This is a genomic window from Dactylosporangium sp. NPDC050588, from assembly GCF_040654975.1.
GTDB lineage: Bacteria > Actinomycetota > Actinomycetes > Mycobacteriales > Micromonosporaceae > Dactylosporangium > Dactylosporangium maewongense.
Genome location: NZ_JBFAJA010000074.1, coordinates 20301 through 46229 on the forward strand (window position 1 = coordinate 20301; position 25929 = coordinate 46229).

General features: G+C 72.0%; 22 protein-coding genes. 8 read left to right on the forward strand and 14 right to left on the reverse strand.

Going from position 1 to position 25929, the window contains the following annotated elements; translation table 11 throughout:
- Nucleotides 1-193: 193 nt before the first annotated feature.
- Entirely contained in the window at nucleotides 194-793 is a 600-nt protein-coding gene (locus AB0I21_RS40770; protein ID WP_360569040.1) for a sulfite oxidase-like oxidoreductase, read from the forward strand.
- Between the two features lie 80 nt (nucleotides 794-873).
- The gene (locus tag AB0I21_RS40775; RefSeq protein ID WP_360569072.1) at nucleotides 874-1596 is read left to right on the forward strand and encodes a ferredoxin reductase; all 723 of its coding nucleotides are present in this window, start codon (nucleotides 874-876) and stop codon (nucleotides 1594-1596) included.
- Nucleotides 1597-1852: 256 nt separating this feature from the next.
- Here AB0I21_RS40775 and glnA read toward each other — a convergent pair whose 3' ends face one another.
- Complete coding sequence (gene glnA / locus AB0I21_RS40780; RefSeq protein ID WP_344506227.1) at nucleotides 1853-3277, reverse strand: type I glutamate--ammonia ligase; 1425 nt, start codon at nucleotides 3275-3277, stop codon at nucleotides 1853-1855.
- 182 nt (nucleotides 3278-3459) lie between these two features.
- Here glnA and AB0I21_RS40785 point away from each other — a divergent pair, with 182 nt between their 5' ends.
- Nucleotides 3460-3825 (forward strand): RDD family protein, encoded by a 366-nt coding sequence (locus AB0I21_RS40785; RefSeq protein ID WP_360569041.1) that lies wholly within the window; start codon nucleotides 3460-3462, stop codon nucleotides 3823-3825.
- A 17-nt stretch (nucleotides 3826-3842) separates the two neighbouring features.
- Here AB0I21_RS40785 and AB0I21_RS40790 read toward each other — a convergent pair whose 3' ends face one another.
- The 3 genes from AB0I21_RS40790 to lipB all read right to left on the reverse strand — a co-directional run bounded on the left by AB0I21_RS40790 (nucleotide 3843) and on the right by lipB (nucleotide 6370).
- Nucleotides 3843-4541 carry a DUF4191 domain-containing protein gene (locus AB0I21_RS40790; RefSeq protein WP_344506229.1) on the reverse strand — a complete coding sequence of 233 codons (699 nt, stop codon included), beginning with the start codon at nucleotides 4539-4541 and terminating at the stop codon, nucleotides 3843-3845.
- A 46-nt stretch (nucleotides 4542-4587) separates the two neighbouring features.
- A complete protein-coding gene (lipA, locus tag AB0I21_RS40795; RefSeq protein WP_344506230.1) occupies nucleotides 4588-5523 on the reverse strand; it encodes a lipoyl synthase in 936 nt (311 codons plus the stop codon).
- 208 nt (nucleotides 5524-5731) lie between these two features.
- Nucleotides 5732-6370, reverse strand: coding sequence for a lipoyl(octanoyl) transferase LipB (gene lipB / locus AB0I21_RS40800; protein WP_344506231.1), 639 nt, complete (start codon nucleotides 6368-6370; stop codon nucleotides 5732-5734).
- A 217-nt stretch (nucleotides 6371-6587) separates the two neighbouring features.
- Between lipB and AB0I21_RS40805 the strand changes: the two genes are divergently transcribed.
- The gene (locus AB0I21_RS40805; RefSeq protein ID WP_360569042.1) at nucleotides 6588-7802 is read left to right on the forward strand and encodes a PHB depolymerase family esterase; all 1215 of its coding nucleotides are present in this window, start codon (nucleotides 6588-6590) and stop codon (nucleotides 7800-7802) included.
- Here AB0I21_RS40805 and AB0I21_RS40810 read toward each other — a convergent pair.
- From AB0I21_RS40810 to lpdA, 3 genes are all read right to left on the reverse strand, one after another.
- On the reverse strand, nucleotides 7775-8674 hold the full coding sequence (locus tag AB0I21_RS40810; protein ID WP_360569043.1) for a TIGR01777 family oxidoreductase: 900 nt from the start codon (nucleotides 8672-8674) through the stop codon (nucleotides 7775-7777). The two genes, AB0I21_RS40805 and AB0I21_RS40810, sit on opposite strands and share 28 nt — an antisense overlap.
- 78 nt (nucleotides 8675-8752) lie before the next feature.
- Complete coding sequence (sucB, locus tag AB0I21_RS40815) at nucleotides 8753-10567, reverse strand: 2-oxoglutarate dehydrogenase, E2 component, dihydrolipoamide succinyltransferase (protein WP_360569044.1); 1815 nt, start codon at nucleotides 10565-10567, stop codon at nucleotides 8753-8755.
- Nucleotides 10568-10627: 60 nt separating this feature from the next.
- Entirely contained in the window at nucleotides 10628-12010 is a 1383-nt protein-coding gene (lpdA, locus tag AB0I21_RS40820) for a dihydrolipoyl dehydrogenase (RefSeq protein WP_360569045.1), read from the reverse strand.
- Between the two features lie 167 nt (nucleotides 12011-12177).
- On the opposite strand from lpdA, the gene AB0I21_RS40825 reads away from it, so the two are divergent.
- Complete coding sequence (locus AB0I21_RS40825) at nucleotides 12178-12489, forward strand: hypothetical protein (RefSeq protein ID WP_344506341.1); 312 nt, start codon at nucleotides 12178-12180, stop codon at nucleotides 12487-12489.
- On the opposite strand, the gene AB0I21_RS40830 is transcribed toward AB0I21_RS40825, so the two are convergent.
- A complete protein-coding gene (locus tag AB0I21_RS40830; protein WP_360569046.1) occupies nucleotides 12486-14039 on the reverse strand; it encodes a leucyl aminopeptidase in 1554 nt (517 codons plus the stop codon). The two genes, AB0I21_RS40825 and AB0I21_RS40830, sit on opposite strands and share 4 nt — an antisense overlap.
- 117 nt (nucleotides 14040-14156) lie before the next feature.
- Here AB0I21_RS40830 and gcvT point away from each other — a divergent pair, with 117 nt between their 5' ends.
- Nucleotides 14157-15254, forward strand: a complete 1098-nt coding sequence (gene gcvT / locus AB0I21_RS40835) for a glycine cleavage system aminomethyltransferase GcvT (protein ID WP_360569047.1) — start codon at nucleotides 14157-14159, stop codon at nucleotides 15252-15254.
- 146 nt (nucleotides 15255-15400) lie between these two features.
- Here the strand turns inward: gcvT and AB0I21_RS40840 are convergent, their stop codons facing one another.
- Together AB0I21_RS40840 and AB0I21_RS40845 are read right to left on the reverse strand one after the other, a co-directional pair.
- Nucleotides 15401-16168: an adenosylcobinamide-GDP ribazoletransferase gene (locus tag AB0I21_RS40840; protein WP_360569048.1), complete on the reverse strand. Its 768-nt coding sequence runs from the start codon at nucleotides 16166-16168 to the stop codon at nucleotides 15401-15403.
- Complete coding sequence (locus tag AB0I21_RS40845; RefSeq protein ID WP_360569049.1) at nucleotides 16156-17928, reverse strand: bifunctional adenosylcobinamide kinase/adenosylcobinamide-phosphate guanylyltransferase; 1773 nt, start codon at nucleotides 17926-17928, stop codon at nucleotides 16156-16158. The genes AB0I21_RS40840 and AB0I21_RS40845 overlap by 13 nt, the downstream gene beginning before the upstream one ends.
- A 106-nt stretch (nucleotides 17929-18034) precedes the next feature.
- On the opposite strand from AB0I21_RS40845, the gene AB0I21_RS40850 reads away from it, so the two are divergent.
- Entirely contained in the window at nucleotides 18035-18238 is a 204-nt protein-coding gene (locus tag AB0I21_RS40850) for a hypothetical protein (RefSeq protein ID WP_344506240.1), read from the forward strand.
- Nucleotides 18239-18242: 4 nt separating this feature from the next.
- Nucleotides 18243-19031, forward strand: coding sequence for a site-2 protease family protein (locus AB0I21_RS40855; protein WP_360569050.1), 789 nt, complete (start codon nucleotides 18243-18245; stop codon nucleotides 19029-19031).
- 36 nt (nucleotides 19032-19067) lie between these two features.
- Here AB0I21_RS40855 and AB0I21_RS40860 read toward each other — a convergent pair whose 3' ends face one another.
- The 4 genes from AB0I21_RS40860 to murA all read right to left on the reverse strand — a co-directional run bounded on the left by AB0I21_RS40860 (nucleotide 19068) and on the right by murA (nucleotide 25766).
- Nucleotides 19068-20066 (reverse strand): aldo/keto reductase family protein, encoded by a 999-nt coding sequence (locus AB0I21_RS40860; RefSeq protein ID WP_360569051.1) that lies wholly within the window; start codon nucleotides 20064-20066, stop codon nucleotides 19068-19070.
- A gap of 10 nt (nucleotides 20067-20076) precedes the next feature.
- Nucleotides 20077-23532, reverse strand: coding sequence for a WG repeat-containing protein (locus AB0I21_RS40865; protein WP_360569052.1), 3456 nt, complete (start codon nucleotides 23530-23532; stop codon nucleotides 20077-20079).
- A 191-nt stretch (nucleotides 23533-23723) separates the two neighbouring features.
- Nucleotides 23724-24347, reverse strand: coding sequence for a DUF3043 domain-containing protein (locus AB0I21_RS40870; protein ID WP_360569053.1), 624 nt, complete (start codon nucleotides 24345-24347; stop codon nucleotides 23724-23726).
- Nucleotides 24348-24422: 75 nt separating this feature from the next.
- Nucleotides 24423-25766: a UDP-N-acetylglucosamine 1-carboxyvinyltransferase gene (gene murA / locus AB0I21_RS40875; protein ID WP_344506245.1), complete on the reverse strand. Its 1344-nt coding sequence runs from the start codon at nucleotides 25764-25766 to the stop codon at nucleotides 24423-24425.
- Nucleotides 25767-25929: the final 163 nt, after the last annotated feature.

Below are 25929 nucleotides of genomic sequence, written 5' to 3' on the forward strand. Positions count from 1 at the left end.
GGCGTTGGGTTGATGCTGGGGCAGGATTGCGGCATGAGTGAGCTTCGCGAACGAATCATGTTGCAGGGTGGACTTGGCGCTCATGTCGTCGGGGAGCGAAGCGAGCCGGCGGCATGAGTGAGCTTCGCGAACGAATCATGTTGCAGGGTGGACTTGGCGCTCATGTCGTCGGGGAGCGAAGCGAGCCGGCGGCATGAGTTTCGTGACCACAGGGTTCGGGGGGCGGCGGCGTTCGCAGGAGCCTGATCTGCCGCCGGGGCAGTATCTCGCCCATGACTTCCCCGTGCTGTCCGCCGGGCCGACGCCCAAGCTGAGCACGGACCGGTGGGAGTTCGTGATCACCACCGAGACCGGGGCGCGGACGACGTGGACGTGGGCGGAGTTCACCGCGCTGCCGCACGAGGACGTCACCGTCGACATCCACTGCGTCACGAAGTGGTCGAAGCTGCAGACCGGCTGGCGTGGTGTCGCGATCGACACGCTCATGCAGGACGTCGAGTCGGCCGCCGACTTCGTGATGGCACACTCCTACGACGGCTACACCACCAACCTTCCCCTGGAAGACCTCCTCGACGGCCAGGCGTGGGTGGCCTACCGCTACGACGACGAGCCGCTCACCCCCGAGCACGGCGGCCCCGCGCGGCTGCTGGTCCCGCACCTGTACTTCTGGAAGTCCGCGAAGTGGGTGCACGGCCTGCGGCTGATGCTGGAGGACGAGCCGGGCTTCTGGGAGGCGGCCGGCTACCACGACTACGGAGACCCATGGCGCGAGCAGCGGTACCAGGGAGACTGAACGGTCCGGAGCGGAGCGGAGGAGCCGTGCAGCATGGGCACAGTCCGGAGGTCAGGCGGCCGCAGCGCAGCGGAGGGCGACTGAACTGGCGTAAGGCGACGCTTCTGGAGGCGCGGTGGGAGACGTCTTCGGCGCGGACCCTGGTCTTCGACGTGCCGGAATGGCCGGGGCACCTGCCGGGGCAGCATGTCGACCTGCGGTTGACGGCCGAGGACGGGTACACGGCGCAGCGCAGCTACTCGATCGCGTCGGCGACGGGTCCTGCCGCGGCGGGTGGCGGCGGGCTGGGGGCGGGTGGCGTGGAGATCACCGTCCAGCGGCTCGACGACGGTGAGGTCAGCCCGTTCCTCGCTGACGTCTACGACGTCGGCCAGCCCATCGAGCTGCGCGGGCCGATCGGCGGCTGGTTCGTGTGGCGGCACACCGACCCCGCCCCGGTCCAGCTGGTCGCGGGCGGCTCCGGCATCGTCCCGCTGATGGCGATGATCCGGTCCCGCGCGGCGCACGGCGTGCGGACCCCGTTCCGGCTGCTCTACTCGGTGCGCACCCCGCAGGACGTCATCTACGCCGACGAGCTGCGCGAGCGGGCCCGCGACGACCGCGGTCTCGACGTGCAGTTCATCTACACGAGGGTGCGCGGCTCCCGGATCGGCGTCGCCGACGTCAACACCCACGCCTGGCCGGCCGACTTCGCCCCCGCCGTCTTCGTCTGCGGCCCGACGGGCTTCGTGGAGACCGCCGCCGACGTCATGGTCGCCCTCGGCCACGACGCCAGAAGCATCCGGACCGAACGCTACGGCTGACGCCGCCGGGGGAGCGTCCCGCCAGTCCGCCAGCCGCCGGCTTGCCGCAGCCGCACGACGCCGGCCCGGCGTTCTCCGGTCTCGTGACGCTTCGGCGGCCGGGCGGTGCTGGTCGGCCGGAGTGCTCGGTACACGCGAAACGGCGGCCACGCCGGCTGGGAGCCTGGCGTGACCGCCGTTTCGTGCGTCGGGCCGGAGCCTGTCCCCGCGGAGCCGGTCAGCGGGGACAGCGCCGGATCAGCGCGCTGACGTCAACTCACACGTCGTAGTACATGGCGAACTCGTGCGGGGTCGGGCGCAGGCGGACCGGGTCGACCTCGTTGGCGCGCTTGTAGGAGATCCAGGTGTCGATCAGGTCCTGGGTGAACACGCCGCCCTCGAGGAGGAAGCCGTGGTCGCCCTCGAGGGTGTCGAGGACCTCGTCGAGCGAGGCGGGAACCTGCCGGACGTTGGCGACCTCCTCCGGCGGGAGGTCGTAGAGGTCCTTGTCGATCGGGGCCGGCGGCTCGATCTTGTTCTTGATGCCGTCCAGGCCGGCCATCAGCATGGACGCGAAGGCCAGGTAGACGTTGGCCGACGGGTCCGGGACGCGGAACTCGACGCGCTTGGCCTTGGCGTTGGTGCCGGTGACCGGGATACGGGTGCACGCGGAGCGGTTGCGCTGCGAGTAGACCAGGTTGACCGGGGCCTCGTAGCCGGGGACCAGGCGGCGGTAGGAGTTGACCGTCGGGTTGGTGAAGGCCAGCAGCGACGGAGCGTGGTGCAGGAGGCCGCCGATGTACCAGCGGGCCGTGTCCGACAGGCCACCGTAGCCGGCCTCGTCGTAGAACAGCGGCTCGCCACCCAGCCAGAGGGACTGGTGGGTGTGCATGCCGGAGCCGTTGTCGCCGAAGAGCGGCTTCGGCATGAAGGTCGCGGTCTTGCCGGCGGCCCAGGCGGTGTTCTTCACGATGTACTTGAAGAGCTGGAGCTGGTCGGCGGCCTGCAGCAGCGTGCCGAAGCGGTAGTTGATCTCCGCCTGGCCGGCGGTGCCGACCTCGTGGTGCGAGCGCTCGACGATGAAGCCGGCGCCGAGGAGGCGCTGGACGATCTGGTCACGCAGGTCGGCGTAGTGGTCGACCGGCGGGACCGGGAAGTAGCCACCCTTGTAGGCGGTCTTGTAACCGCGGTTGCCGCCCGGCTCTTCCTTGCCGGAGTTCCACCAGCCCTCGACCGAGTCGATGTAGTAGTAGGCCTGGTTCGCCGACGTCTCGTGCCGGATCGAGTCGAAGATGTAGAACTCGGCCTCGGGGCCGAAGTAGGCGGTGTCGGCGATGCCGCTCGACGCGAGGTACGCCTCGGCCTTCTTCGCCACGTTGCGCGGGTCACGCGAGTAGGCCTCGCGCGTGAACGGGTCGTGGATGAAGAAGTTGAGCGCCAGGGTCTTCTCGATCCGGAACGGGTCGATGAAGGCGGACGTCGGGTCCGGCAGCAGCATCATGTCCGACTCGTGGATCGCCTGGAAGCCACGGATGGACGAACCGTCGAACGCGAGACCGTCGCTGAACACGCTCTCGTCGAACGCCTCGGCGGGGACATTGAAGTGCTGCATGACGCCCGGCAGGTCGCAGAAGCGAATGTCGACGAAGCGGACGCCCTCGTCCTTCACGTATCGCAGCAGCTCGTCAGAATTGGCGAACACTCGTCCTCCAGGTCGCAGGCAGTACCAGTCTCGTGGTGATCACTTCAGTGTGAAGGTGGCTGGTTGAGGGCGACCGTAGAACCGTGCGATTGCCCGGGCATGTCTCGATTGTTTCCACTGTGTTTCGCCACAGTCGTTTGACAAATCAGTGACAGGTGAGGCGCCCGGTAGGCTGGTCCGCCGTGGAGCTCACCGCGGCATCGCTGTCCAGGCGCTTCGGCGCCATCCTTGTCGACTGGCTGTTGTGCCTGGTCATCAGCAGGGCGTTCGCGGATCCGGTCGAGGTGCCGTGGCTCGCGCCGGGTCTGCTGCTGGTGGTGTACGGACTGTTCCTCGGCTTCTTCGCCCAGACCCTCGGGATGTGGCTGCTGCGCATCCGGTGTGTGTCAATGACCACAGGCGGGCCGATCGGCGTGCCCAAGGCGATCCTGCGGGGCGCGTTGCTGCTGCTGCTCGTACCGGCGCTGATCATGGACAAGGACGGCCGGGGACTGCACGACAAAGCCGCCGGCTCCTGGGTCGTGAACACCCAGCCGGCGGCCTCGTAGGTCCCGCAGCGGATCGCTCAGCGGCCGCGCATCGCCTTGAACGCGCCCTTCGGGGGCTTCATGTTCTTCGGCATCGCGCCGCGCGGCATCTGCGGGCGCGCGGACAGGGCCGTGAGCCGCTTGTCGAGCGCGTTGACGTCCTTGCCGGTGATCGTGCGCGGCAGCCGGACCAGCGTGTTGCGCAGCTTCGCGAGGGGCAGCTGCCCCTCCTCGTTGCCGATCACGAAGTCGCGCAGCTCCGCGTTGCCGATGACCTTCACCAGGCGGCGGCGCTCCTGGTTGATCAGGCCGCGGACCCGGCTCGGGTTGCCCTCGCCGAGGAGGATCACGCCGGGCCGGCCGATGACCAGGTGCACCATGTCGAACTGCGTCGTGGAGACGATCGCGGGGGTGACCCGCCAGTCGCCGCGCATGTTCTCGATGATCGAGGCGGCCGCGCCCGGCTGCCCCTCGGCCTCGCGCATCATGGCCTTCTGCGAGCGCAGGTTGAGCACGATGACGGTGCCCAGCAGCGCGGCGAGGACACCGATCGGCGCCCATACCCAGGACACCCCGAGCCCGATGGCCACGCCGACGGCGATGAGCGGCACGAGGACCACCACCAGGACCAGCGGAACGAAGAGCTTGTCCCGCTTGGCGGTGAACGAGAACACCATGCCGATCTGCTTGAGCCGAGTGAAGAAGGAGACCTTCTCCGGCTCCTGGGCCTTTGCCATACCTCCCACTCTAGTGGGAGACGCTCACGCCTTCAGCGCCCGGCTGTCACGCCTTCAATGCGCGGCTGTCCAGGGCCTGACGGTAGAGGCGACCGGCCCGGTAGGACGAGCGCACCAGGGGCCCGCTGAGCACGCCGGCGAAGCCGATCTGCTCGGCCTCCTCGCGCAGCTCCACGAACTCCTCGGGCTTGACCCAGCGCTCCACCGGGTGGTGCCGCGGCGTCGGCCGCAGGTACTGCGTGATCGTCACCAGCTCGCAGCCGGCGTCGTGCAGGTCGCGCAGCGCCTGGGTGACCTCGGCCCGCTCCTCGCCCATGCCGAGGATCAGGTTGGACTTGGTGACGAGGCCGGCGGTGCGGGCCTGTGTGATCACGTCGAGGGAGCGCTCGTAGCGGAACGCGGGACGGATCCGCTTGAAGATCCGCGGGACGGTCTCCACGTTGTGCGCGAGCACCTCGGGGCCGGCCTCGAAGACCTCGCCGAGCAGCTTCGGCTCGCCGTTGAAGTCGGGGATGAGCAGCTCCACGCCGCAGCCGTCGACCAGGCCGTGGATCTGCCGGACGGTCTCCGCATAGAGCCACGCGCCACCGTCGGGCAGGTCGTCGCGGGCGACACCGGTCACCGTCGCGTAGCGCAGGCCCATCGTCGCCACGGACTCGGCGACCCGGCGCGGCTCGTCGGCGTCGAACTCGGCGGGCTTACCGGTGTCGATCTGGCAGAAGTCGCACCGGCGCGTGCACTGGTCGCCGCCGATGAGGAACGTCGCCTCGCGGTCTTCCCAGCACTCGTAGATGTTGGGACAGCCGGCCTCCTGGCACACCGTGTGGAGGCCCTCGCGTTGCACGAGGCCTCGCAGGTGCGTGTATTCAGGCCCCATCTTCGCGGAGACCTTGATCCACGGCGGCTTGCGCTCAATCGGCGTCTCCGCATTTCGCGCTTCGATGCGCAGCAGACGACGGCCTTCCGGAACAACGGCGGTCACACGGGAAAGCCTACGCCCGAGGCCTGCCCAGCCGCCGGGAACGCGATTGACGTCACGTCCGCGAGGTTCCCGATCCGTACACCCGGCAATCACGAAACGGTGGTGCTGGACGACACGTCGGTGGTCTATGTCCGCGGCCGGCCGGGTCGGTGTCCTAGTCGATGTCCTGCGGGCCTGCCCGGTGCCGGACAGGCCCCCACCAGCCGCGTCAGCTCTGGTGCAGCGTCGCCAGGTGCCGCTCGACCACCGGCAGGACCTCGGCGACCGTGACGTCGCGGCCCAGCTCGGCCGACAGCGACGTCACGCCCGCGTCGCGGATGCCGCACGGGACGAAGATGTCGTAGCGGGACAGGTCACAGTCGGCGTTGATCGCGAACCCGTGCAGCGTCACACCCCGGGCGACCCGGATCCCGATCGCGGCGACCTTGCGGTCCGGCCCGCGCTCGTCGGCGGCGACCCACACCCCGCTGCGCCCCTCGACCCGCACCGTGGCCAGTCCGAACTCGGCGCAGACGTCGATCAGGACCTGCTCCATGCGGCGCACATACGCCACGACGTCGATCGGGTCGGGCAGCTTGACGATCGGGTAGCCCACCAGCTGCCCCGGCCCGTGCCAGGTGATCTTGCCGCCGCGGTCGACGTCGACGACCGGGGTGCCGTCGAACGGGCGGTCCGCGGGCTCGGTCCGCTTGCCCGCCGTGTAGACGCTCGGGTGCTCCAGCAGCAGCACCGTGTCGGGTGCGGCGCCGCTCGCGACGGCCTCGTGGATCCGCCGCTGCTCGGCCAGGGCCGTCTCGTAGTCGACCAGGCCGGCCCGTACAACCTCAAAACCCAGAATGCTGGTCACGCCTCAGCCTAACCGCTCAGGCCGACGCCTCCGCTGCGCTCCGACGTCGGCCTGAGCTCACACCCTGCGTCTATGGTTCGCAGCCCTCCGCTTCGCTGCGGCCTGCTCACGCCGCCCCCGCACGCTGAACCGGGCCGGAATGTGTGGACAACGGACATAGTGGTGCGTGAAGCGTCACACCTAGCGTGGGCATCCCCCGAGAGGAAAGGGCACCGCCATGCCCCGCTGGTTGCGCTTCGTCCTGCCCGTGCTCGCCGCCGTGGGCACCGCCGTCGGCCTGACCGTCGTGTCCACCCCGGCCTACGCCGCTTCGCTGACCGCGGTGTCGAGCTTCGGCTCCAACCCCGGCAACCTCGCCATGTACAGCTACCGCCCCGACGGCCTGCCGGCGAACGCGCCGCTGGTCGTCGCCATGCACGGCTGCACCCAGAACGCCACCGACTACTTCACCAACGCCGGCTGGCGCAAGTACGCGGACCTGTGGCGCTTCGCCCTGGTCCTGCCGGAGCAGAAGTCCGCGAACAACAGCTCCAGCTGCTTCAACTGGTTCGAGACCGGCGACACGGCCCGCGGCGCCGGAGAGGCCCTGTCAGTGAAGCAGATGGTCGACTACGCCGCCACCAACTACCAGGTCAACCGCGGCCGGGTGTACGTGACGGGCCTGTCCGCCGGTGCCGCCATGACCGCCGTGATGCTCGCCACGTACCCGGACGTCTTCGCCGGCGGCGCGATCATGGCCGGCATCCCGTACCGCTGCGCGACCTCGACGACGAGCGCCTTCAGCTGCATGAACCCGGGCGTCGACAAGACCCCCGCGGCCTGGGGCGACCTGGTCCGCAACGCCTACAGCGGCTACACCGGCGCCCGGCCCCGGGTGTCGATCTGGCACGGCACGTCGGACACGACCGTCGCCCCGGCGAACGCGACCGAGCTGCGCGACCAGTGGACCAACGTCCTCGGCGTCTCGCAGACCCCGACGTCGACCGCGTCGCTGCCCGGCGGCACGTCCCTGTCGAACTACGGCGACAAGGTCAAGGTGTACCTGGTGCAGGGCATGACGCACGCGACGCCCGTCGACCCGGGCAGCGCCACCGAGCAGTGCGGGACGGCCGGCACGTACTACAAGGACACCATCTGCTCGTCGTACTACCAGGCCCGCGACTGGGGCCTGGACGGCGGCGTCGTGACCCCCACGGGCTCGCCGACCGCCTCGCCCACGCCGTCGGCCACCCCGTCGTCGACCCCGTCCGCCGGTCCGTGCGTCCGGGCGTCGAACTACGCCCACGTCACCGCCGGGCGGGCGCACCAGAGCGGCGGCTACGTGTACGCCAACGGGTCCAACCAGGCGATGGGCCTCTACAACGTGTTCACCACGCACGGCCTGCAGCAGACCGGCCCGAACTTCTACGTCGTCGCCGACACCGCCTGCTGAAGCGCCGCCTCGACGGTCCGGTGCGCGAACGGGAAACCCTCGCGCACCAGGACCCCGGGCAGCACCCGCTGGCTGACCAGGGCCTCGCCGCCGAACTCGCCGACGGCGGCCTTCAGCGCGAACCCGGGCACCGGCAGCAGGTTGGGCCGGTGCAGCACCTTCGCCAGGGTCGCGGAGAACTCGGCGTTGGTGACCGGTTCGGGGCCGGTGAGGTTCACGGGGCCGGCGAGGTCCCGCTCCAGGACGAACTCGACGGCGCCCAGCCAGTCCGGCAGCGACATCCACGGCAGGTACTGCCGGCCGCCGCCCATCCGCCCACCGGCGAACAGCTTGAACTGCAGGTACAGCGGCTTCAGCAGCCCACCGTCGCGGGCGAGCGGGAACCCGGTGCGCAGCAGCGCGACCCTCGTCCCGGCGTCCTCCGCGGGGCGGGTCGCCGCCTCCCACACCCGGCACAGGTCGGCGAGGAAGCCCGCTCCGGCCGGTGACTGCTCGTCGACGGGCCGGTCGCCGGTGTCGCCGTAGAACCCGACCGCGGACGAGTTCAGCAGCACCGCCGGCCGCTGCGCCCCGGCGGCCGCGATCGCCTTCGCCAGGGTCCCGGTGGTGTCGACGCGGCTGGTGCGCAGCGTCCGCTTGTACTGCTCGGTCCAGCGCCGGTCGCCGACACCGGCCCCCGCCAGGTTGATGACGGCGTCCTTGCCGGCGACGGCCGACGCGTCGAGCAGGCCGGCGGCCGGGTCCCAGCGCAGCTCGCCCGGGCCGCGGGCGGGTCGTCGCACGAGCTGGGTGACCTGGTGCCCGGCGGCGCGCAGGTGCGGCACGAGCCGCCCGCCGAGAAACCCGGACGCGCCCGCGATGAGGATCTGCATGCCGTCATCTTGCCCAGCGGCGGCCCTTCAACCACAAACAGGGGCGCCCGGTGGGCGCCCCTGTTCCGCGTCGCGGTGTTACAGGCCGAGGTCGGCCTCGAAGTTGCCGCCCTCGAGGCGCTCCTTGACCGTGGTCAGGAAGCGGGCCGCGTCGGCGCCGTCGACGATCCGGTGGTCGTAGGACAGCGCCAGGTACACCATGGACCGCGGCGCGATGATCTCGCCGAGCTCCGGGTCGTTGACGACGACGGCACGCTTCACGACCGCGCCGGTGCCGAGGATCGCCACCTGCGGCTGGTTGATGATCGGCGTGTCGAACAGCGCGCCGCGGCTGCCGGTGTTGGTCAGCGTGAACGTGCCGCCGGTGATGTCGTCCGGGTTGAGCTTGTTGGTGCGGGTGCGCTCGGCCACGTCCGCGATCCGCTTGGCGAGGCCGCCGAGGTTCAGGTCGCCCGCGTTGCGGATGACCGGGACGATGAGCCCCTTCTCGGTGTCGACGGCCATGCCGAGGTGCTCGGCGTCGTGGTACGTGACGGTGCCCGCCTCCAGGTCGATCGAGGAGTTCACCGACGGGTGCACCCGCAGCGCCTCGACCGCCGCGAGGGCGAAGAACGGCAGGAACGACAGCTTCACGCCGTGCGTGTCGAGGAACTGCTGCTTGGCCTTCGCCCGCAGCTTCGCCACCTTGGTGACATCGACCTCGACGACCGTGGTGAGCTGCGCCGACACCTGCAGCGACTCGACCATGCGGCGGGCGATGAGGGCGCGCATGCGGGTCAGCTTCTGCGTCTGGCCGCGCAGCGGGCTCGGCGCCGCCTTCGCGGCCGGCTTGCTCTCCGCGGCGGCCGCGGCGGGCGCGGCCGCGGGAGCGGCGGCGGCCTGCTTGGCCTTGGCGGCGGCGTCCAGGACGTCCTGCTTGCGGATGCGCCCGCCGACCCCGGTGCCGGACAGCGTCGCCAGGTTGACCCCGTGCTCGGAGGCGAGCTTGCGGACCAGCGGCGTCACGTACCCGGCGTCGCCCTCGGCCTTGCCGTTGACGCCCGGCTCGACCGAGGTGGCCGGGCCCGCGGCGACCGGGGCGGCCGCGGCCGGCTTGGCCTGTGCCGGCTGCGCGGGGGCCGGGGCGGCCGCCTGCGCGGGAGCGGCGGCCTGCTTCGGCTCCGGCTTCGGCTCGGGCTTGGGCTCCGGCTTGGGCTCGGCCTTCGGCTGGGGCTGCTCCACCTGCTGGGCGGGCTGGGCCTGCTGCGCCGGCTGGGCGCCGCCGCCCGCGCCCGGGGCGCCGATGACGGCCAGCTCGGCGCCGACCTCGACGGTCTCGTCCTCGGCGACCTTGATCTCCAGCAGCGTGCCGGCGACCGGGGACGGGATCTCCGTGTCGACCTTGTCGGTGGAGACCTCGAGCAACGGCTCGTCGGCCTCGACCGTGTCGCCGACCTGCTTGAGCCAGCGGGTGACGGTGCCCTCGGTGACGGACTCGCCCAGCGCCGGCATCTTCAGCGACGTGGTTTCCCCCGACGCCGCCTCCGCGGCGGGCGCCGCCTCGGCCTTGGGCTCCTCGGCCTGGGGCGCTTCGGCCGCGGGGGCCGGCTCCTCCGCCTGAGCGGGCTCCTCCTCGGCGGCCGGCTCCTCGGCCGGGGCCGCACCGCCCGCGTCGCCGGCGTCGCCGATGACGGCGAGCTCGGCGCCGACCTCGGCGGTCTCGTCCTCCTGCACCACGATGCGCGTGAGCACCCCGGCCGCCGGTGACGGGATCTCCGTGTCGACCTTGTCGGTGGAGACCTCGAGCAACGGCTCGTCGGCCTCGACCTGGTCGCCCTCCTGCTTCAACCAGCGGGTGACGGTGCCCTCAGTGACGCTCTCGCCCAACCGGGGCATGGTGACCGATACCGGCATATGAACAGTCTCCTTGAAACGCTGCTGGACAGTGCTTGTGGCGGTCGGGTCCCGGATGGATCAGTGGACGTGCAGCGGCTTTCCGGCGAGCGCCAGGAACGCCTCACCGATGGCCTCGTTCTGCGTGGGGTGCATGTGCACGAGCGGGGCGACGTCGCCCGGGAAGGCCTCCCAGTTGTAGATCAACTGGCCCTCGCCGATCAGCTCGCTGACCCGCGCACCCACCATGTGGACGCCGACGACGGGGCCGTCCTTGACCCGCACCAGCTTCACGAAGCCGGCGGTCTTCAGGATCTGGCTCTTGCCGTTGCCGGACAGGTCGTACTGGATCACCTCGATCTTGTCGCCGTGCAGCTCGCGGGCCTTCGACTCGTTGAGCCCGACGGAGGCGACCTCCGGCTCCGAGTACGTGACGCGCGGGATGCCGGCCTCGTCGATCACCTGCGGGTGCTGCCCGGCGATCTCCTCGGCGACGAAGATGCCCTGCTGGAAGCCGCGGTGCGCGAGCTGGACACCCGGCACGATGTCGCCGACGGCGTACACGCCGGGGACGCTGGTGCGCAGCCGCTCGTCGGTGATGACGAACCCGCGCTCCATCTTGACGCCCTGCTCCTCGTAGCCGAGGCCGGCCGTCGTCGGGCCGCGGCCGACCGCGACGAGCAGCAGCTCCGCCTCGATCGTCTCGCCGCCCTGGATCGTCACCTTGACGCCCTCGCCGGCGCGCTCGACCTTCTCGAACGGCTTGCCGGTCTTGAACTTGATCCCGCGCTTGCGGAACGCCCGCTCCAGGGCCTTCGAGCTCGCCTCGTCCTCGACCGCGATGAGCCGCGGGAGGGCCTCGACGATCGTCACGTCCACCCCGAAGGACTTCCACGCGCTGGCGAACTCGCAGCCGATCACGCCACCGCCGAGGATCACCGCCGACGCCGGCACGTGGTCCAGAGTCAGGGCGTGCTCACTGGTCAGGACCCGCTCGCCGTCGACGTCCAGGCCCGGCAGGGACTTCGAGTAGGAGCCCGTCGCCAGGACGACGTTCTTGCCCTTGTACCGCGTGCCCGACACCTCGACCGTGTCGGCGGCGACGAGCCGGCCCTCGCCCTCGATCAGCGTCACCTTGCGGGCCTTCGCCAGGCCCTGCAGCCCCTTGTAGAGCTTGGTGATGACACCGTCCTTGTACGAGTTGACCGCCTTCATGTCGACGCCGTTGAACGTCGCCTGGACGCCGAACTGCTCCGCCTCGCGGGCCGCGTCGGCGACCTCACCTGCGTGCAGCAGCGCCTTCGTCGGGATGCAGCCGCGGTGCAGGCAGGTGCCGCCGAGCTTGTCCTTCTCGACCAGGCCGACGGACAGGCCGAGCTGCGCCGCGCGGAAAGCCGCCGCGTAGCCGCCGCTGCCGCCGCCCAGGATCAGGACGTCGAAGGAGTTGGCGTGTGGGTCGCTCACGGATTCTCCCAGGTGATGCACGGACCGGTTGGGTCCGTGATGGCATGACGATCCTTGGCCATCTTGTCATCACCGCCGTCCGCCTGCGACGGTAGGTGCCCCGACGTCGACCGCCGGGTGCCCGTTCGCGGGGGTTCGTCGGGGCATCATCACGGGGAGGGGCACGGATCTTGGCCTGGTTCCGCCGTAACAGAGCCGCCGCAGGTGGGCGCGCCGCCAACCGTGAGGACCTGCGGCACCTGGAGGAGTTCGTCCGGTCCCGGCGGGGCGTCGAAGGGTTCATCGAGCCCCGCACGGCAGTGACAGAAACGACACTGTTGCTGATCGCACACGACGGCGAGTGGACCCGCCGCCGCGTCGACGACCCGCAGGCGGCCCGCCAGTTCGCCCACAAGCTGAGCATGCCGATCTACGACGTGGCGCTCGTCGGCTACCCGCAGCGGATGCGCGACTTCAACGCCCGCAACAAGACCACCTAGCCTTCGGCGGCGATCTCCTCCACCAGGCCGATCAGGGTGCGCACCGGCACGCCGGTGCCGCCTTTCGCCCAGTAGCCGAACGCCTCACCGGAGTGGTAGCTGGGGCCGGCGATGTCGATGTGCGCCCACTGCACGCCCTCGGCGACGAACTCGGACAGGAACACGCCGCCCTGCAGCATGTGCCCGGCCCGGTCCATGCCCGCGTTGACCTGCGAGATGTCGGCGACCTCGGAGTCCATGCCCTTGCGGACGTCCTCCGGCAGCGGCATCGGCCACGCCGGCTCGCCGACCTGCTCGCCCGCGTCCCGGACCCGCTCGCACAGCTCCGGCGTGCCCATCACCCCGGAGATCCGCTTGCCGAGCGCGATCACCTGGCCGCCGGTCAGGGTCGACACCTCGAACAGGTAGTCGGGGTCGTCCTCGCACGCCCGGGCGATCGCGTCGCCGAGGATCATGCGGCCCTCGGCGTCGGTGTTGAGCACCTCGACCTTGTGGCCGTTGTACATCGTCACGACGTCGCCCGGCCGGTACGCGCTGCCGGACGCCATGTTCTCGGCCATCGGCGCGTACGCCACGACAGCGACCTTCGGCTTCAGCGCCGCGATCGCGATCATCGTCGACACGACCGCCGCCGCCCCTGACATGTCGGACTTCATCTCCCACATGCCCGCCGCCGGCTTGATGGACACGCCGCCCGTGTCGAACGTGATGCCCTTGCCGACCAGCGCGACCCTTCTCGTCGCGCCCGCCGGCTCGTACGCGATCCGCACCATCCGCGGCGCCGCCGCCGAGCCGAGCCCGACCGCGAGGATGCCGCCGTACCCCTGCTTCGCCAGGGCCTTCTCGTCCAGGACGGTGACGTCCAGCTGCGCCGCCTCCGCGGCCTCTTTCGCCTGTTCGGCGAACTGCGGCGGGCGCAGCTCGTTCGGCGCCGTGTTGATCCAGTCGCGGGTCCGGGTCACCGCCGCGGTCACCGTGCCCGACCGCTTCACTGCCGCCTTCGCCAGGCGCGCCGCCGCGTCTGGCACGTGCAGCACCACCTTGCGGACCGGGTCCTTCCGGACGCCCTTCGTCTTGTACCCGGTGAACTGGTACGCACCCAGCACCGCGCCCTCGGCGACGGCCCGCACGCCCGCGGTCAGCTCGTCGTCGGTGGGGGTGTCCCGGTCCGACAGCGGCAGCACGAGCGCCACCGACGCCGACCCGGCCAGGGCGCGCGTCGCCGCCCCGGCGGCCCGCCGCAGCGTCTCCGCCGCGGGGGCGGCACCCGCCGGCTCCGGCCCGAGCCCGACCGCCACCACCAGCGGCGCCGCGACCGCGCCGAACGCGGCGACCTTCGTCACCTCGCCGACCGCCCCGGTCGCGCCGAGGACCCGCAGCGTCTCCGCCAGCCCGCCACCCGGCCGGTCGCTGAACGCCGCCGCGACACTCTCCGCTCCGGAGGCGAGCAGCAGCTTGGCGTCACCGCCGTCGTGTGCGTACACGCCGACGACCACGGCGTCGACGGCGAGTTCGGCGGGGTCGGTGTCGACCAGGTTCAGGGCGGTCACTCGGGCTCCACATCACTGGTGGTGTTCTGCGTCAGCGTCGGCTGCGGCGGTACCGCACCTTCAGCATGCCGCCGATTCGGGTGCTGGACACGATAACCAACGCGATAGGTTGCGGGCATGACGCAACCCTTGCGGCACCCCGCGTTGTATCACCGTCATGCGGCGCTCGGTGCCAAGTTCGCGGCGTTCGGTGGCTGGGAGATGCCCCTCGAGTACGCCGGAGGTGGCGTGCTCAAGGAGCACACGGCGGTCCGGGAGGACGCCGGCGTGTTCGACGTGTCGCACCTGGGCAAGGCCCGGGTCCGCGGCCGCGGCGCCGCCGACTTCGTCAACCGCTGCCTCAGCAACGACCTCAACCGTATCGCCGCAGGCCAGGCGCAGTACACCCTCTGCCTCGACGAGTCCGGCGGCGTGGTTGACGACCTCATCGCATACCGCTTCGGCGACGACGACGTCTTCCTCATCCCCAACGCGGCGAACACCGCCGAAGTCGTCCGCCGGCTGGTCGCCGCGGCCCCGAACGGGATCAGCGTGGTCGACCAGCACGAGATCTTCGCCGTCCTCGCCGTGCAGGGCCCCCGCTCCGCGGAGCTGCTGTCCGGCATCGGACTGCCGACCGACCACGACTACATGAGCTTCACCGTCTCGGCCTTCGAGGGTAGCGACGTCGTCGTGTGCCGCACGGGGTACACCGGCGAGCACGGCTTCGAGCTGGTCGTGCCCTCCCACGACGCCCACACCCTCTGGGACGCGATCACCGCGGCCGGCGCCCGCCCGTGCGGCCTCGCCGCCCGCGACACGCTGCGCACCGAGATGGGGTACCCCCTGCACGGCCAGGACCTGTCGCTGGACATCAGCCCCGTCCAGGCCCGCTCGGGCTGGGCCGTCGGCTGGGGCAAGGAGCAGTTCTGGGGCCGCGACGCCCTGCTCGCCGAGAAGGCCGCCGGCCCGCGCCGCCTCCTCTTCGGCATCGAGTCCCTGGACCGCGGGATCCCCCGGGCGCACATGGCCGTCCTCCCCGCCTCCGGTGACACCCCGATCGGCGAGGTGACCAGCGGCACGTTCTCCCCGACCCGCAAGGTCGGCATCGGCCTGGCCCTCATCGACACCTCGGCCGGGGTCTCGGAGGGTGACGAGGTCGCCCTGGACGTCCGCGGCCGCCGCTCAACCGTCCGCGTCGTCAAACCCCCCTTCGTGAAGTCCAACGTCCGCTGACCACGCTGTTCCGGGCGGGCCACCCGCCTCCAGCACCCCGCCCGGACCGCCCCCCACCTGACGTTGGTCAATGCCCCGGATCGCCCCGTTTTCAGCATTGGCGTTGCCCGATCCACCCTCATTTCAGAGACCGGGGTGAGTGAGGGTCAGGGGGTGGTGGCCAGGACGAGCCAGGCGGTCAGTGTGGCGAGTTCCACAGCGGCGCCGATCACGTCGCCGGTGATGCCGCCCAGGCGGCGTCTCGTGTGGTGGGTCAGGGACCAGGCGGTGGCGGCGGCGAGGAGGACGGCGAGCGGGGCGCGGACCGGGTCGGTGAAGCCCGTCGTGGTGGCCAGGGCGGCCGCGGCGGCGGCGAGCAGCAGGGTGACCGCGGCGATCAGCGGGCGGGGGAGGGTCGCGGCGACCAGGGCGCCGAGGCCCTCGGGGCGCGCGGCGGGCAGGCCCGCGCGGCAGGCGACGGTGGCGCCGAGGCGGCCCGCGGCGGTGCCGGTGACGACCATGGCCAGCGCCGCCGGCCACGGGTGGGACAGGATGCTGGTCAGGGCGGCCGTGTCGAGCAGCAGCACCGCCACGATGGACACCACGCCGAAAGGGCCGATGTCCGATTTTTTCATGATTTCGAGGGCTTTGTTGCTCGGGGCGAAGGAGCCCAGGCCGTCGGCCGTGTCAGCCAGGCCGTCCAGGTGCAGGGCACGGGTGCAGACGGCGGCCAAGGCGACCGTCGCGGCGGCGGCCAGGAGCGGTGAGGCGCCCGCGGTGCGGAGACCGAGGGCGGCGCCGGCCAGTACACCTCCCAGCATGACGCCGACCAGGGGCGCCACGGCCATCGCCGTCCGCGCCGCTGGACGGTCGACCCGGGACACGCCCAGCGGGGCGATCGTGAAGAGGGTCAGGGCGAGCTTCAGTCCTCCCACGACGGTTTCACGTATGGCATCTCGGCGGTGGGGGAGTCGGCGACGACCCGCTGGATCTCCGCCTCGATCCGCTCCTGCTCGGTCAGGCCGTCCGACGGCGGCTCGGCGGGGGCCGGCACGCGGGGCGGGGTCGCCGCGGCCAGGGTGAGCGCCGTGTTGATCAGCGGCAGCGTGGCCAGGGCCGTGCCGCCCTCGCCGAGGCCGAGCTTGAGCTGCAGGAACGGGGTCACGCCGAGCACGTCGGCGGCGAGCTTCACCGTCGGGTTCTCGCCGTGGTCGGGCATGAGGAGCCAGTGCCGGGTCTGCGCGCCGTAGTCGCGGGCGACCAGGCCGGCGGCGATGCCCACGGGGCCGTCGATCATGACGGGCAGCTTGCGGGACGCGGCGCCGAGCAGGACGCCGACCGCGACCGCGATGTCGCCGCCGCCGAGCATCGACAGGATCGTGTGCGGCTCGCGGCTGCGGGCGCGGATGCGGTGCCGGGCGTCGCGGACCGCGCCGACCTTGCGGATCCAGGCGGCGTCGTCGACGAAGCCGGTCGCGTCGACGACCCGGCCGAGCAGCGCGGCGGGCTCGCCGCCGGTGAGGACGGCCACGATCGCCGCGGCGGCCGCGTCGGAGCCGGAGCCGCAGGCACCCAGGACGAGCAGGTCGACGCCCTCGTTGGCGGCGGCGTCGGCGAGCCGCCAGCCGAGGGTCAGCGCCGCGTCGACGCTGCTGTCGTCGAGGGAGTCGTGCAGCTCGGCGGGGCCGGCCTCGGGGCAGTCGATCGCCTGCACGCTGGCGCCGGCGGTGGCGGCGAGCATCGCCAGGGTGCCGGTGCCGTCCACGACGTCCTGGAGGCGCTCGTCGGCGGCCGCCGACGAGTCACCGGCCGCGAAGCCGCCGGTCCGGTCGCCGCGCAGGACCAGGATCCGCGGCTGCTGCCACGGGCGCGGGTCGGGCCGGCCCTGGGTGCCGCCGGCGAACCGGACGACGGGCACGAGCCCGCCCAGGCCGGCGCCGTTGAGCTTCAGGGTCCGCAGCCGCTCGCCGGCCTCGGCCGCCGTCGACTCGTCGGGCAGCGGCAGCTCCATGCCCGGCTGGAACGACAGCGCCTCGCCACCGTCGGCCGTCGACAGCACCGCTCCGGCGACCGCGCCGGTGAAAGCGAACGGCGTGGTGTCCACAGCCGGGGCGGCGGCCTCCCGGCCGCCCGCGAAACCGACCGCGGAGCCGCCGCGCAGCCAGGTGACCTCCCCGGCGATGACCAGGGCGACCCCGTCGCTGGCCGCCGCGACCCGCTGGTTGAGCAGCCCGTTGGCGTCGGCGAAGGTGCGCCCGGCCGCGGTGGCGGGCAGCACGGCGAGCCCGGCCTCCGGCGAGACCATGACCAGCAGCGCCGCCGGGCAGCCGCGGACGGCGTCGGCGAGCGCGGCGATGCGGGCGTCGGCGGCGTGCGCGTCGGACCAGTCGCCGCCGGTGTCGAACACGGCGGTGAGCCACCCGCCGAGGTCGTCGACGAGCAGCACGTCCTCGGGCTTCGCGCTGTGCAGCAGGTCGGCGAGGCGCTCCGGCTCGGTGCCGATCTCCTCGGTGCTCCAGCCCGCGGGCCGCCGCTCCCGGTGCCTGGCCAGCCGCGCCGCCCACGCCTCATCTGTCAGTCCGCCCGGCAGCTCGGGGGCGGTCGCGACATAGCGCACCCGCTCCGCGTCCGCGACGAGCGACTCCGCCACTTCCGACTTCCCGGACCGGATTCCACCGAGCACCAGCAACCGCATGCCCCGTACTTTATGGCCAGGGGTTCACTTTCCGGTGGGCGGCATCGGCACAACGCAGTCTTCCCGATACGCTCGAAACTACCTACCTGGGACGGGAGCGTGACTGATGGCGTGGACATGGCATTTCGAAGACGCTGAGAGCCGGACGGTCGACGGCCCGAACGAGGCGTTTTCCAGCCAGTCCGACGCGGAGTCCTGGCTCGGCCAGAGCTGGCGTGAGCTGGTCGCCAAGGGCGCGACGACGGCGATCCTGACCGAGGACGAGCGCACGGAATACAAGATGAGCCTCCTGCCCGCGGCGGGAGGCTGACGCGGTGGCCTTCGGCCGGTCGCCGGGACGCGTCGCGGGGCTGCCCCGCGAGGCGTTCCGGCCGAGCCCGATCTTCCTGGGCATCCTCGCGCTGTTCGCGGTCTCCGGCTGGATGACGTGGACGGGCTTCGGCAGCGAGCAGCTCGACGTGTTCCTGTTCGTCGCGTCGGGCTGGACGGTCTCGCTCTGCCTGCACGAATACGCGCACGCCCTCGTCGCGTACAAGGGCGGCGACCACGACGTGGCGCACCGGGGCTACCTGACGCTCGATCCGCTGAAGTACGCCCACCCGCTGCTGTCCATCGTGCTGCCGGTGGTGTTCCTGCTGATCGGCGGGATCGGCCTGCCCGGCGGCGCCGTCTGGGTCAACCACTCGGCGATCCGCAGCCGGTTCACGGACAGCCTGATCAGCTTCGTCGGCCCGGCCACCAACATGGTGCTCGCCGTCGTGCTGGTCCTGCCGTTCGCGATGGGCCTGGACAACGGCGGCACCGACGCGTTCTGGGCGGCGCTGGCGTTCCTGGCGTTCCTGCAGCTGACCGCGAGCATCCTCAACTTCGTGCCGATGCCCGGCGTGGACGGCGGCAACCTGCTCTTCCCGTGGCTGAGCCCGCAGTGGCAGCGGGGGTTCAACCACGTCGCGCCGTACGGGATGCTGCTGCTGATCGCGCTGCTGTGGTCACCGGTGATCAACGACTGGTTCTTCAGCGTCGTGTTCGCGTTCGGCGACGTGCTCGGCCTGCCGTCCTACCTGGTCTCCGAAGGTCTCAGCCTGTTCCGCTTCTGGTCGTGAGACGGGGGCCGTCGAAGCGGCCCCCGTCACCACCGATCAGGGACGCTTGGCGGGGCTCTGCGTCTTGCCCGGGTCGCGCTCCACGACCGGGTCGAGCACCTCGTCGATCCGCTTGAGCAGCTCCGCGTCGAGCTTCACGCCCGCCGCCTTCACGTTGTCCTGCAGCTGCTCGGGGCGGGTCGCCCCGACGATCGCCGAGGACACGTTCGGGTTCTGCAGCACCCACGCGACGCCCAGCTGCGCCATCGTCAGCCCGGCCTGCTCGGCGAGCGGCTTGAGCTGCTGCACCGCGGTGAGGACCTCGTCGCGCAGCAGCGCGGAGATGAAGTTGGCACCCGACTTCTCGTCGGTGGCCCGCGACCCGGCCGGCGGCGGCTGGCCCGGCAGGTACTTGCCGGTCAGGACGCCCTGCGCCAGGGGCGACCACACGATCTGCCCGACGCCGAGCTCCTGCGACGTCGGGACGACCTCGGCCTCGATGACCCGGTACAGCGCCGAGTACTGCGGCTGGTTGGAGACCAGCTGGATGCGGAGCTCGCGGGCGAGCTCGTGAGCGGCCCTGATCTCGTCGGCCCGCCACTCCGAGACGCCGATGTAGTGCGCCTTGCCGCTGCGCACCACGTCGGCGAACGCCTCCATGGTCTCCTCGAGCGGGGTGGCGTAGTCGTACCGGTGAGCCTGGTACAGGTCGACATAGTCGGTCTGCAGCCGACGGAGCGAGCCGTTGATCGACTCGAGGATGTGCTTGCGGGACAGGCCGCGGTCGTTGCGGCCCGGGCCGGTCGGCCAGTAGACCTTGGTGAAGATCTCCAGGCCCTCGCGGCGCTGACCCTTCAGCGCCTCGCCGAGCACGACCTCCGCCCGGGTGCCGGCGTAGACGTCGGCGGTGTCGAACGTGGTGATGCCGAGGTCGAGGGCGGCGTGCACGCAGGCGGTCGCCTGCTCCGCCTCGACCTGTGAGCCGTGGGTGATCCAGTTGCCGTACGAGATCTCGCTGACGAGCATCCCGGACCGGCCGAGGTGACGAAACTCCATGACTAACTGCTTACATGACGGGGCGCGTGTCGGCGAGCAGACGGTCGATCTCGTCCGTCACCCCGGTCCGGCTCGGGAACGTGGCCTCGATCACCGTCCGGCCGCGCCGGTCGAGGGCGCCCCACCGCTGCGAGTCGTCCGCGAACAGGAACGCGACCGGGTGGATCATCAGCGTGTGGTGGATCGGCGGCACCAGGACCCGGCCCGACCGGTCCACGACACCCTTGCGCCCGTCCAGGGACACGACGGCGAGACCTTCGTCACTGAAGCCGTCGATGTACCGGCCGTCGAGCAGCGCGGTGGCGAACCCGTCGTACTGGAACGACACCACGACCCGGCCGACGCTGTCGACGGCGCCCCAGTGCTCGCCGCGCCGGACCGCCGCGACCCCGCGCCGGAACGGCCGCACGTCGTCGTACCCGGTCGAGATGAGCACCGCGTTGGTCTTGTCGATCGCGATCCAGCGGTTCGTGCCGTCGCGGGACACCCAGGCGACCCCGTCGGAGAAGCTGCCGACGCCCAGGTACCCGGCGGCGGGCTCGATGAGCAGCTTGCCGGCGTCGTCGATCAGCTCCCACGTCTCCGACCCCTGCCGCTGCACCCACGCCACACCGTCGCGGAACGGCTGCACGTCCAGGTAGCCGGGGCCGATGCAGAAGTTGCCGTCGGGTTCGACGTACCCCCACCGTTGGGTCTGCTCGTCGAACGCGGGCGCCGGCGCCTTGCGGATCTGCAGGATGTCGTCGCGGCTGCGCGGGTACGGGCCCCACCCCTTCTCGGCGACCCGCCGGAACACCGCGTCGAGCGCCAGCTCGGTCTGCGCGATGAGCTCCGGGTCCTCCTCCTTGCGCAGGTCGAGGGCCCGTTCGAAGTGGTTGCAGGCCTCCATGTAGCGGCCCTGGTCGTAGGCGCACTTGCCGGCGTGCTGGTGCATGGTGGCGCGCAGCCGGTCCGGCAGCTCGCTGGAGTTGGCGAGCGTGAAGAGCCGGTCGGCCTCCTCGAACTCCTCCCGCCACTGCAGCACGTGCGCCAGCCGCGCCTGCGCGATCGCGATCCGGCGCAGCTCACCGGTCGCCTCGGCGTGCGCGAGGGCGAGCTTGCCGTCCGCGAACGCCTTCGGCAGGTCGTTCAGGATCCGGGACACCACGGCGCGCAGGCTCAGCAGCCGCGCCCGCGTCGGGTTGTCCTCGACACGGTTCAGCTTCGCGGTCAGCGAGTCGCGGATGTCGGTGAGCTCCTGCACCTCGTCGCCCTCGATCTGCTCACGCAGCGTGTCGGGGTCGAAGCGCCACACGTACCCGGCGAGGACCTGCTCCGGGTCGGGGCCCGCGGCCTCCTCGGGCTTCGGCTCGCTGCGTCCAGGTGCCGCCGGCGACGTCGGCAGCAGCGCCGCCAGCTCGGCCGGGAACCCTTCCGCCCCGGGCCGCACGATCGGCAGGTAGCCCGTCGCCTGCAACCCGTCGACGCCCGCACCGGTCAGCGGCGCGGAGCGATAGGCGTCCATCGCGGTCTGCTGCACCGTGCCTGACCCCTCATGTTCCGTTTGCGGCGTCGGTACTGCCTGCGCCGGCCCTTCCGCGTCGCCGCCTCCGGCGGGCCCGAACGCGTTGAACGGCGCCTCCGGTGCGTCGACCGGCGGCGCGCTCAGCGGCGCCACCGTCACGACCACGTCGTCGCCGGCCGGCGGCTCCGCACCCCCGCCCACCGGGCCGGCCCCGCCGGACGCGTTCGCCGTGTCCGCGTCCGCCGCGGACCCGGGTGCGGGCTGGATGGGCGAGGTTGGGACAGGAGCGGGCGGCACGGGAGCGGGCTGGACGGGTACGGGCGGCATGGGCGGCATGGGTGCGGCCTGCGCCGGGACAGCCTGCGCCGGGGCGGCGGAGACGGGCACGGACGAGACCGGGACCGACGAGACGGGCGCAGACGAGACGGGCGCCGCGGAGACCGGGGCCGCGGAGACGGGCGCCGCGGACACCGGCCGGTTGCCCGGGTCCTCGTGCCGGCCGTGCCCGGCGTGCCCGGCGTGCCGGGAGGGCGCGGACGACACGGGCCGGTCGGCGAGGTCCTCGGGCCGGGCGTGACCCGGCGCGTGGTGGTGCGGCACGGCCGACACCGGTGCCGACGAGACCGGCGCCGCCGACACGGGCGCGGCCGAGACCGGTGCGGCCGACACGGGCGCGTCGGGCATGCCGTGGTCGCCGTGCGCCGGCGGGCCCTGGATCGGGGCGCCGTAGGTGCGTCCCTGCTGCGGGGCACCCTGCTGGCCCGGTCCGCCGCCCGGCTGGGCGGGGGCGCCGTAGACGGTGGAGCGGCCCTGACCGCCGTACGTCGTCCCGGCCGGCGGCGCGCTCATCGGCGCGTCCACCGGCGGGGGAGCGCCGTAGACCGTGGCCCGGCCCGCGCCGGGCGGGGCCGACTGCGGTGCGGCCGGTGGGGCGGCGCCGCGGCGCACCCGGGGGACCTCGTCGGTCGGCTCGTCCAGGGCGGGGTTGCGCGGCCGGCCGTGCCCCTGCTGCGGGCGCCCGTACCCGGGCGGCGGCCCGTCGTAGCCCCGCCGGTCGTCGTACCCGCGGCGGTCGTCGTCGTAGCCGGCGCCGTACCCGCGCCGGTCGTCACGGCGGTCGTCGCGCCGGAAGTCGTCACGGCGGTCGTCGTAGCCGGGCTCGTGCCCGCGCCGGTCGTCAAAGCCGGGTTCGTGGCTGCGGCCGTCGTAGCCGGGCTCGCGCCCGCGGCGGTCGTCGCGCCGGAAGTCGCCGCGGCGGTCGTCGTCGTAGCCCCGGCGGTCGTCCCGGCGGTCGTCCCGGCGGGGGTCGCCGCGCCGGGGATCGCCGCGGCGGTCGTCGTGACCGGGGTAGCCGCGCCGGTCGTCATACCCGGCGTCGTGCCCGCGGCGGTCGTCGAAGGGCGCGTCGTATCCGCGGCGGTCGTCGTACTGGCCGTCGTACGGGCCGTCGTGGCCGCGCTCATACCCGCGCCGGTCGTCGCGGCCCTGCGGCGGACGTCCCTGCTGCGGGTGGCGGCCCTGCTGCGGCACCTGCGGATAGCCCTGCTGCCCCTGGTAGCCGCCCTGCTGCGGCCGTCCCTGCTGCGGGTGGCGGCCCTGCGGCGGCACCTGCGGCGGCGGCTGGTATCCCTGCGGCGGCGGCCCGCCCTGCGCCCAGCGTGGCTGCGGGCGGCCGTGCTCGTCGACGGGCCCGCGGGGGTCACCGGCACGCGGATCGGTCAGGCGCGGGTCGCCGGGGTGGCGCGGGTCGCCGTACGGCCGGCCCTGCTGGCGGCGGCCGGACGGGTCGTCGCCCCACTGCTCGCCGCCCTGCTGGCCGGGACCGTGCTCCGGACCGCCGCGACCCGGCGGTGCCTGCTCGTCACGTCGCTGCTCCGGCACCCTGGTCCACGGCATCGTCTGCGCTGCGGCCCAGGTGGGCGCGGCGGTTCCCGGCTCTTCCCCCGGGTACTCGTCGCTCACAGCTTCGCTCTCCTCGCCCCACACCGGCGCCGATCATGCACCGGCGCCCGCCACGCGCCTACCCGGTGAAAATCGTGGTCCGGTCGCGAAGGGAGGGTACGGCTTGGGAGCCTCCCACCGCCACCGTCGGACGGAGCGCCGCCGCCGAATCGTTGTCGCCCGGAGAGCCGGAACCGTCGGCCAGGCGGCCGCTAGACGGTGGCGCCGATCTTCACCTGCGGTTTCGGGTTGCGGATGAAACGGAACGAGATGGCCCGCATGATCGCGTAGAAGTACAGCCGGCCGAGCTTCTCGGTGCTGTTGGGAAAGCGCTGCTTGACGAGGCGCTTCACGGTCCGCGAGATCAGGAAGCTGTCGATCGCGGTCGCGACGGCCATGACGCCGAAGAGGGCGTTCGCCGCGAAGTAGATGCTCGGGTTGAGGTTCTTGTTGAACCCCACCAGCATCACCAGGAACGTGGTGCCGAAGAAGAACGTGCCGATGGTCCGGCGCGAGTCGACGATGTCGCGCACGAGCCGCCGCTCGGGGCCCTTGTCACGGGCGAGCAGGAAGCGCTCGTCGCCGTTGGCCATGCCCTCGCGGGCCTCGAGGCGCTCCGCCCGCTGCCGCTCCCGCATCTTCTTCGCGGCCTCGCGCCGGTTCGCCGCGGGCGGCTCGGCGACACGCCGGCCGGCCACGACCCGCTTCGGCGTGGTCTTGCCCTGCTCGCGCTTGCTCAGCGTCTGGCGCCGACCGGCCGTGACCTCGGGCTCGTCGGGCTCAGGGGTGGGTGCTGCGGCGGGCTCTGCTGACTTACGGGAAAACAACGACGGCACGCCGTGAAGGGTAGCGGACAGTGTGCGAGCGGCCCAACGCCACGGGCCGGTCGCACACTGTCCGCGAGAAGAACGTCAGCCCAGCTCGACGTGGGCGCCCAGGCCGTTGAGCTTGCCCTCGAAGTCCTCGTAGCCGCGCTGGATGAGCTTCACGCCGTACACGCGGGACGTGCCCTCGGCGGCCAGGGCTGCGATCAGGTGGCTGAACCCGGCCCGCAGGTCGGGGATCACCAGGTCGGCGGCGTGCAGCTTGGACGGGCCGGCGATGACGGCGGAGTGCATGAAGTTGCGTCGGCCGAAGCGGCACGGCGTGCCGCCGAGGCACTCCCGGTACGTCTGGATCGTGGCGCCCATCTGGTTGAGCGCCGCCGTGTAGCCGAGGCGCCGCTCGTACACCGTCTCGTGCACGATCGACAGCCCGCGGGCCTGCGTGAGCGCCACGACCATCGGCTGCTGCCAGTCGGTCATGAAGCCCGGGTGGACGTCGGTCTCCATCGCCACGGCGTTGAGCTCGCCGCCCGGGTGCCAGAAGCGGATGCCGCCCACGCCCGGGGTGTCGTCGATCTCGAACGCGCCGCCGACGGACGTGAACAGGTTGAGGAACGTCATCATGTCGGCCTGCCGGGCGCCGCGGACGAACACGTCGCCGCGGGTGGCGAGGGCCGCCGCGCCCCAGCTGGCCGCCTCGATGCGATCGGGGATCGGGCGGTGCGTGTAGCCGGTGAGCCGCGGTACACCCTGGATCTCGATCACCCGGTCGGTGTGCACCTTGATGATCGCGCCCATCTTCTGCAGCACGCAGATGAGGTCGATGATCTCCGGCTCGACCGCGGCGTTGCGCAGCTCGGTGACGCCCTCGGCGCGCACGGCCGTGAGCAGGATCTGCTCGGTCGCGCCGACGCTCGGGTACGGCAGCTGCAGCTTCGCCCCGTGCAGCCCGTTGGGCGCGGTGATGTCCATGCCCTTCTCGGACTTCTCCACGACCGCGCCGAACTCGCGCAGCGCCTGGATGTGGAAGTCGATCGGGCGCCCGCCGATGTTGCAGCCGCCGAGGTCGGGGATGAACGCGTGGCCGAGGCGGTGCAGCAGCGGCCCGCAGAACAGGATCGGGATGCGGCTCGAGCCGGCGTGCACGTTGATCTCGTCGACGTTGGCCGACTCGACGTCGGAGGTGTCGAAGTGCAGCTCGCCGTCGAGCGGGCCGCGGGTCACCGTCACCCCGTGCAGCTCCAGCAGGCCGGTGACCACCTCGACGTCGCGGATCGCCGGCACGTCGAACAGCGTGCTCGGAGTCTCGCCCAGCACCGCCGCGACCATCGCCTTGGACACGAGGTTCTTGGCGCCGCGCACCCGCAGCTCGCCATTGAGCGGCGCGCCACCGTGCACGGTGAGGACGTCACCGGCGTCGTAGTTGGTCACGGAAAGACCCTCCTGCAGGCAGGGATTGACGGCTGATGTGCTGACGGAGCGTGAACCCGCGCAGCAGCATAACCACATCTACGGCATGCGAGCGCCGACCGCACGTCCGTCATGGCACGAAGACGTGACTCCGACAGCGATCAACCTTCAACCACCACAGAGG

Coding starts and splice junctions, on each gene's coding strand:
- AB0I21_RS40770 (WP_360569040.1), top strand. CDS start 194: ATGAGTTTCGTGACCACAGGGTTCGGGGGGCGGCGGCGTTCGCAGGAG.
- AB0I21_RS40790 (WP_344506229.1), bottom strand. CDS start 4,541: ATGGCAAAGGCCCAGGAGCCGGAGAAGGTCTCCTTCTTCACTCGGCTC.
- AB0I21_RS40805 (WP_360569042.1), top strand. CDS start 6,588: ATGCCCCGCTGGTTGCGCTTCGTCCTGCCCGTGCTCGCCGCCGTGGGC.
- AB0I21_RS40810 (WP_360569043.1), bottom strand. CDS start 8,674: ATGCAGATCCTCATCGCGGGCGCGTCCGGGTTTCTCGGCGGGCGGCTC.
- sucB (WP_360569044.1), bottom strand. CDS start 10,567: ATGCCGGTATCGGTCACCATGCCCCGGTTGGGCGAGAGCGTCACTGAG.
- gcvT (WP_360569047.1), top strand. CDS start 14,157: ATGACGCAACCCTTGCGGCACCCCGCGTTGTATCACCGTCATGCGGCG.
- AB0I21_RS40845 (WP_360569049.1), bottom strand. CDS start 17,928: ATGCGGTTGCTGGTGCTCGGTGGAATCCGGTCCGGGAAGTCGGAAGTG.
- AB0I21_RS40850 (WP_344506240.1), top strand. CDS start 18,035: ATGGCGTGGACATGGCATTTCGAAGACGCTGAGAGCCGGACGGTCGAC.
- AB0I21_RS40860 (WP_360569051.1), bottom strand. CDS start 20,066: ATGGAGTTTCGTCACCTCGGCCGGTCCGGGATGCTCGTCAGCGAGATC.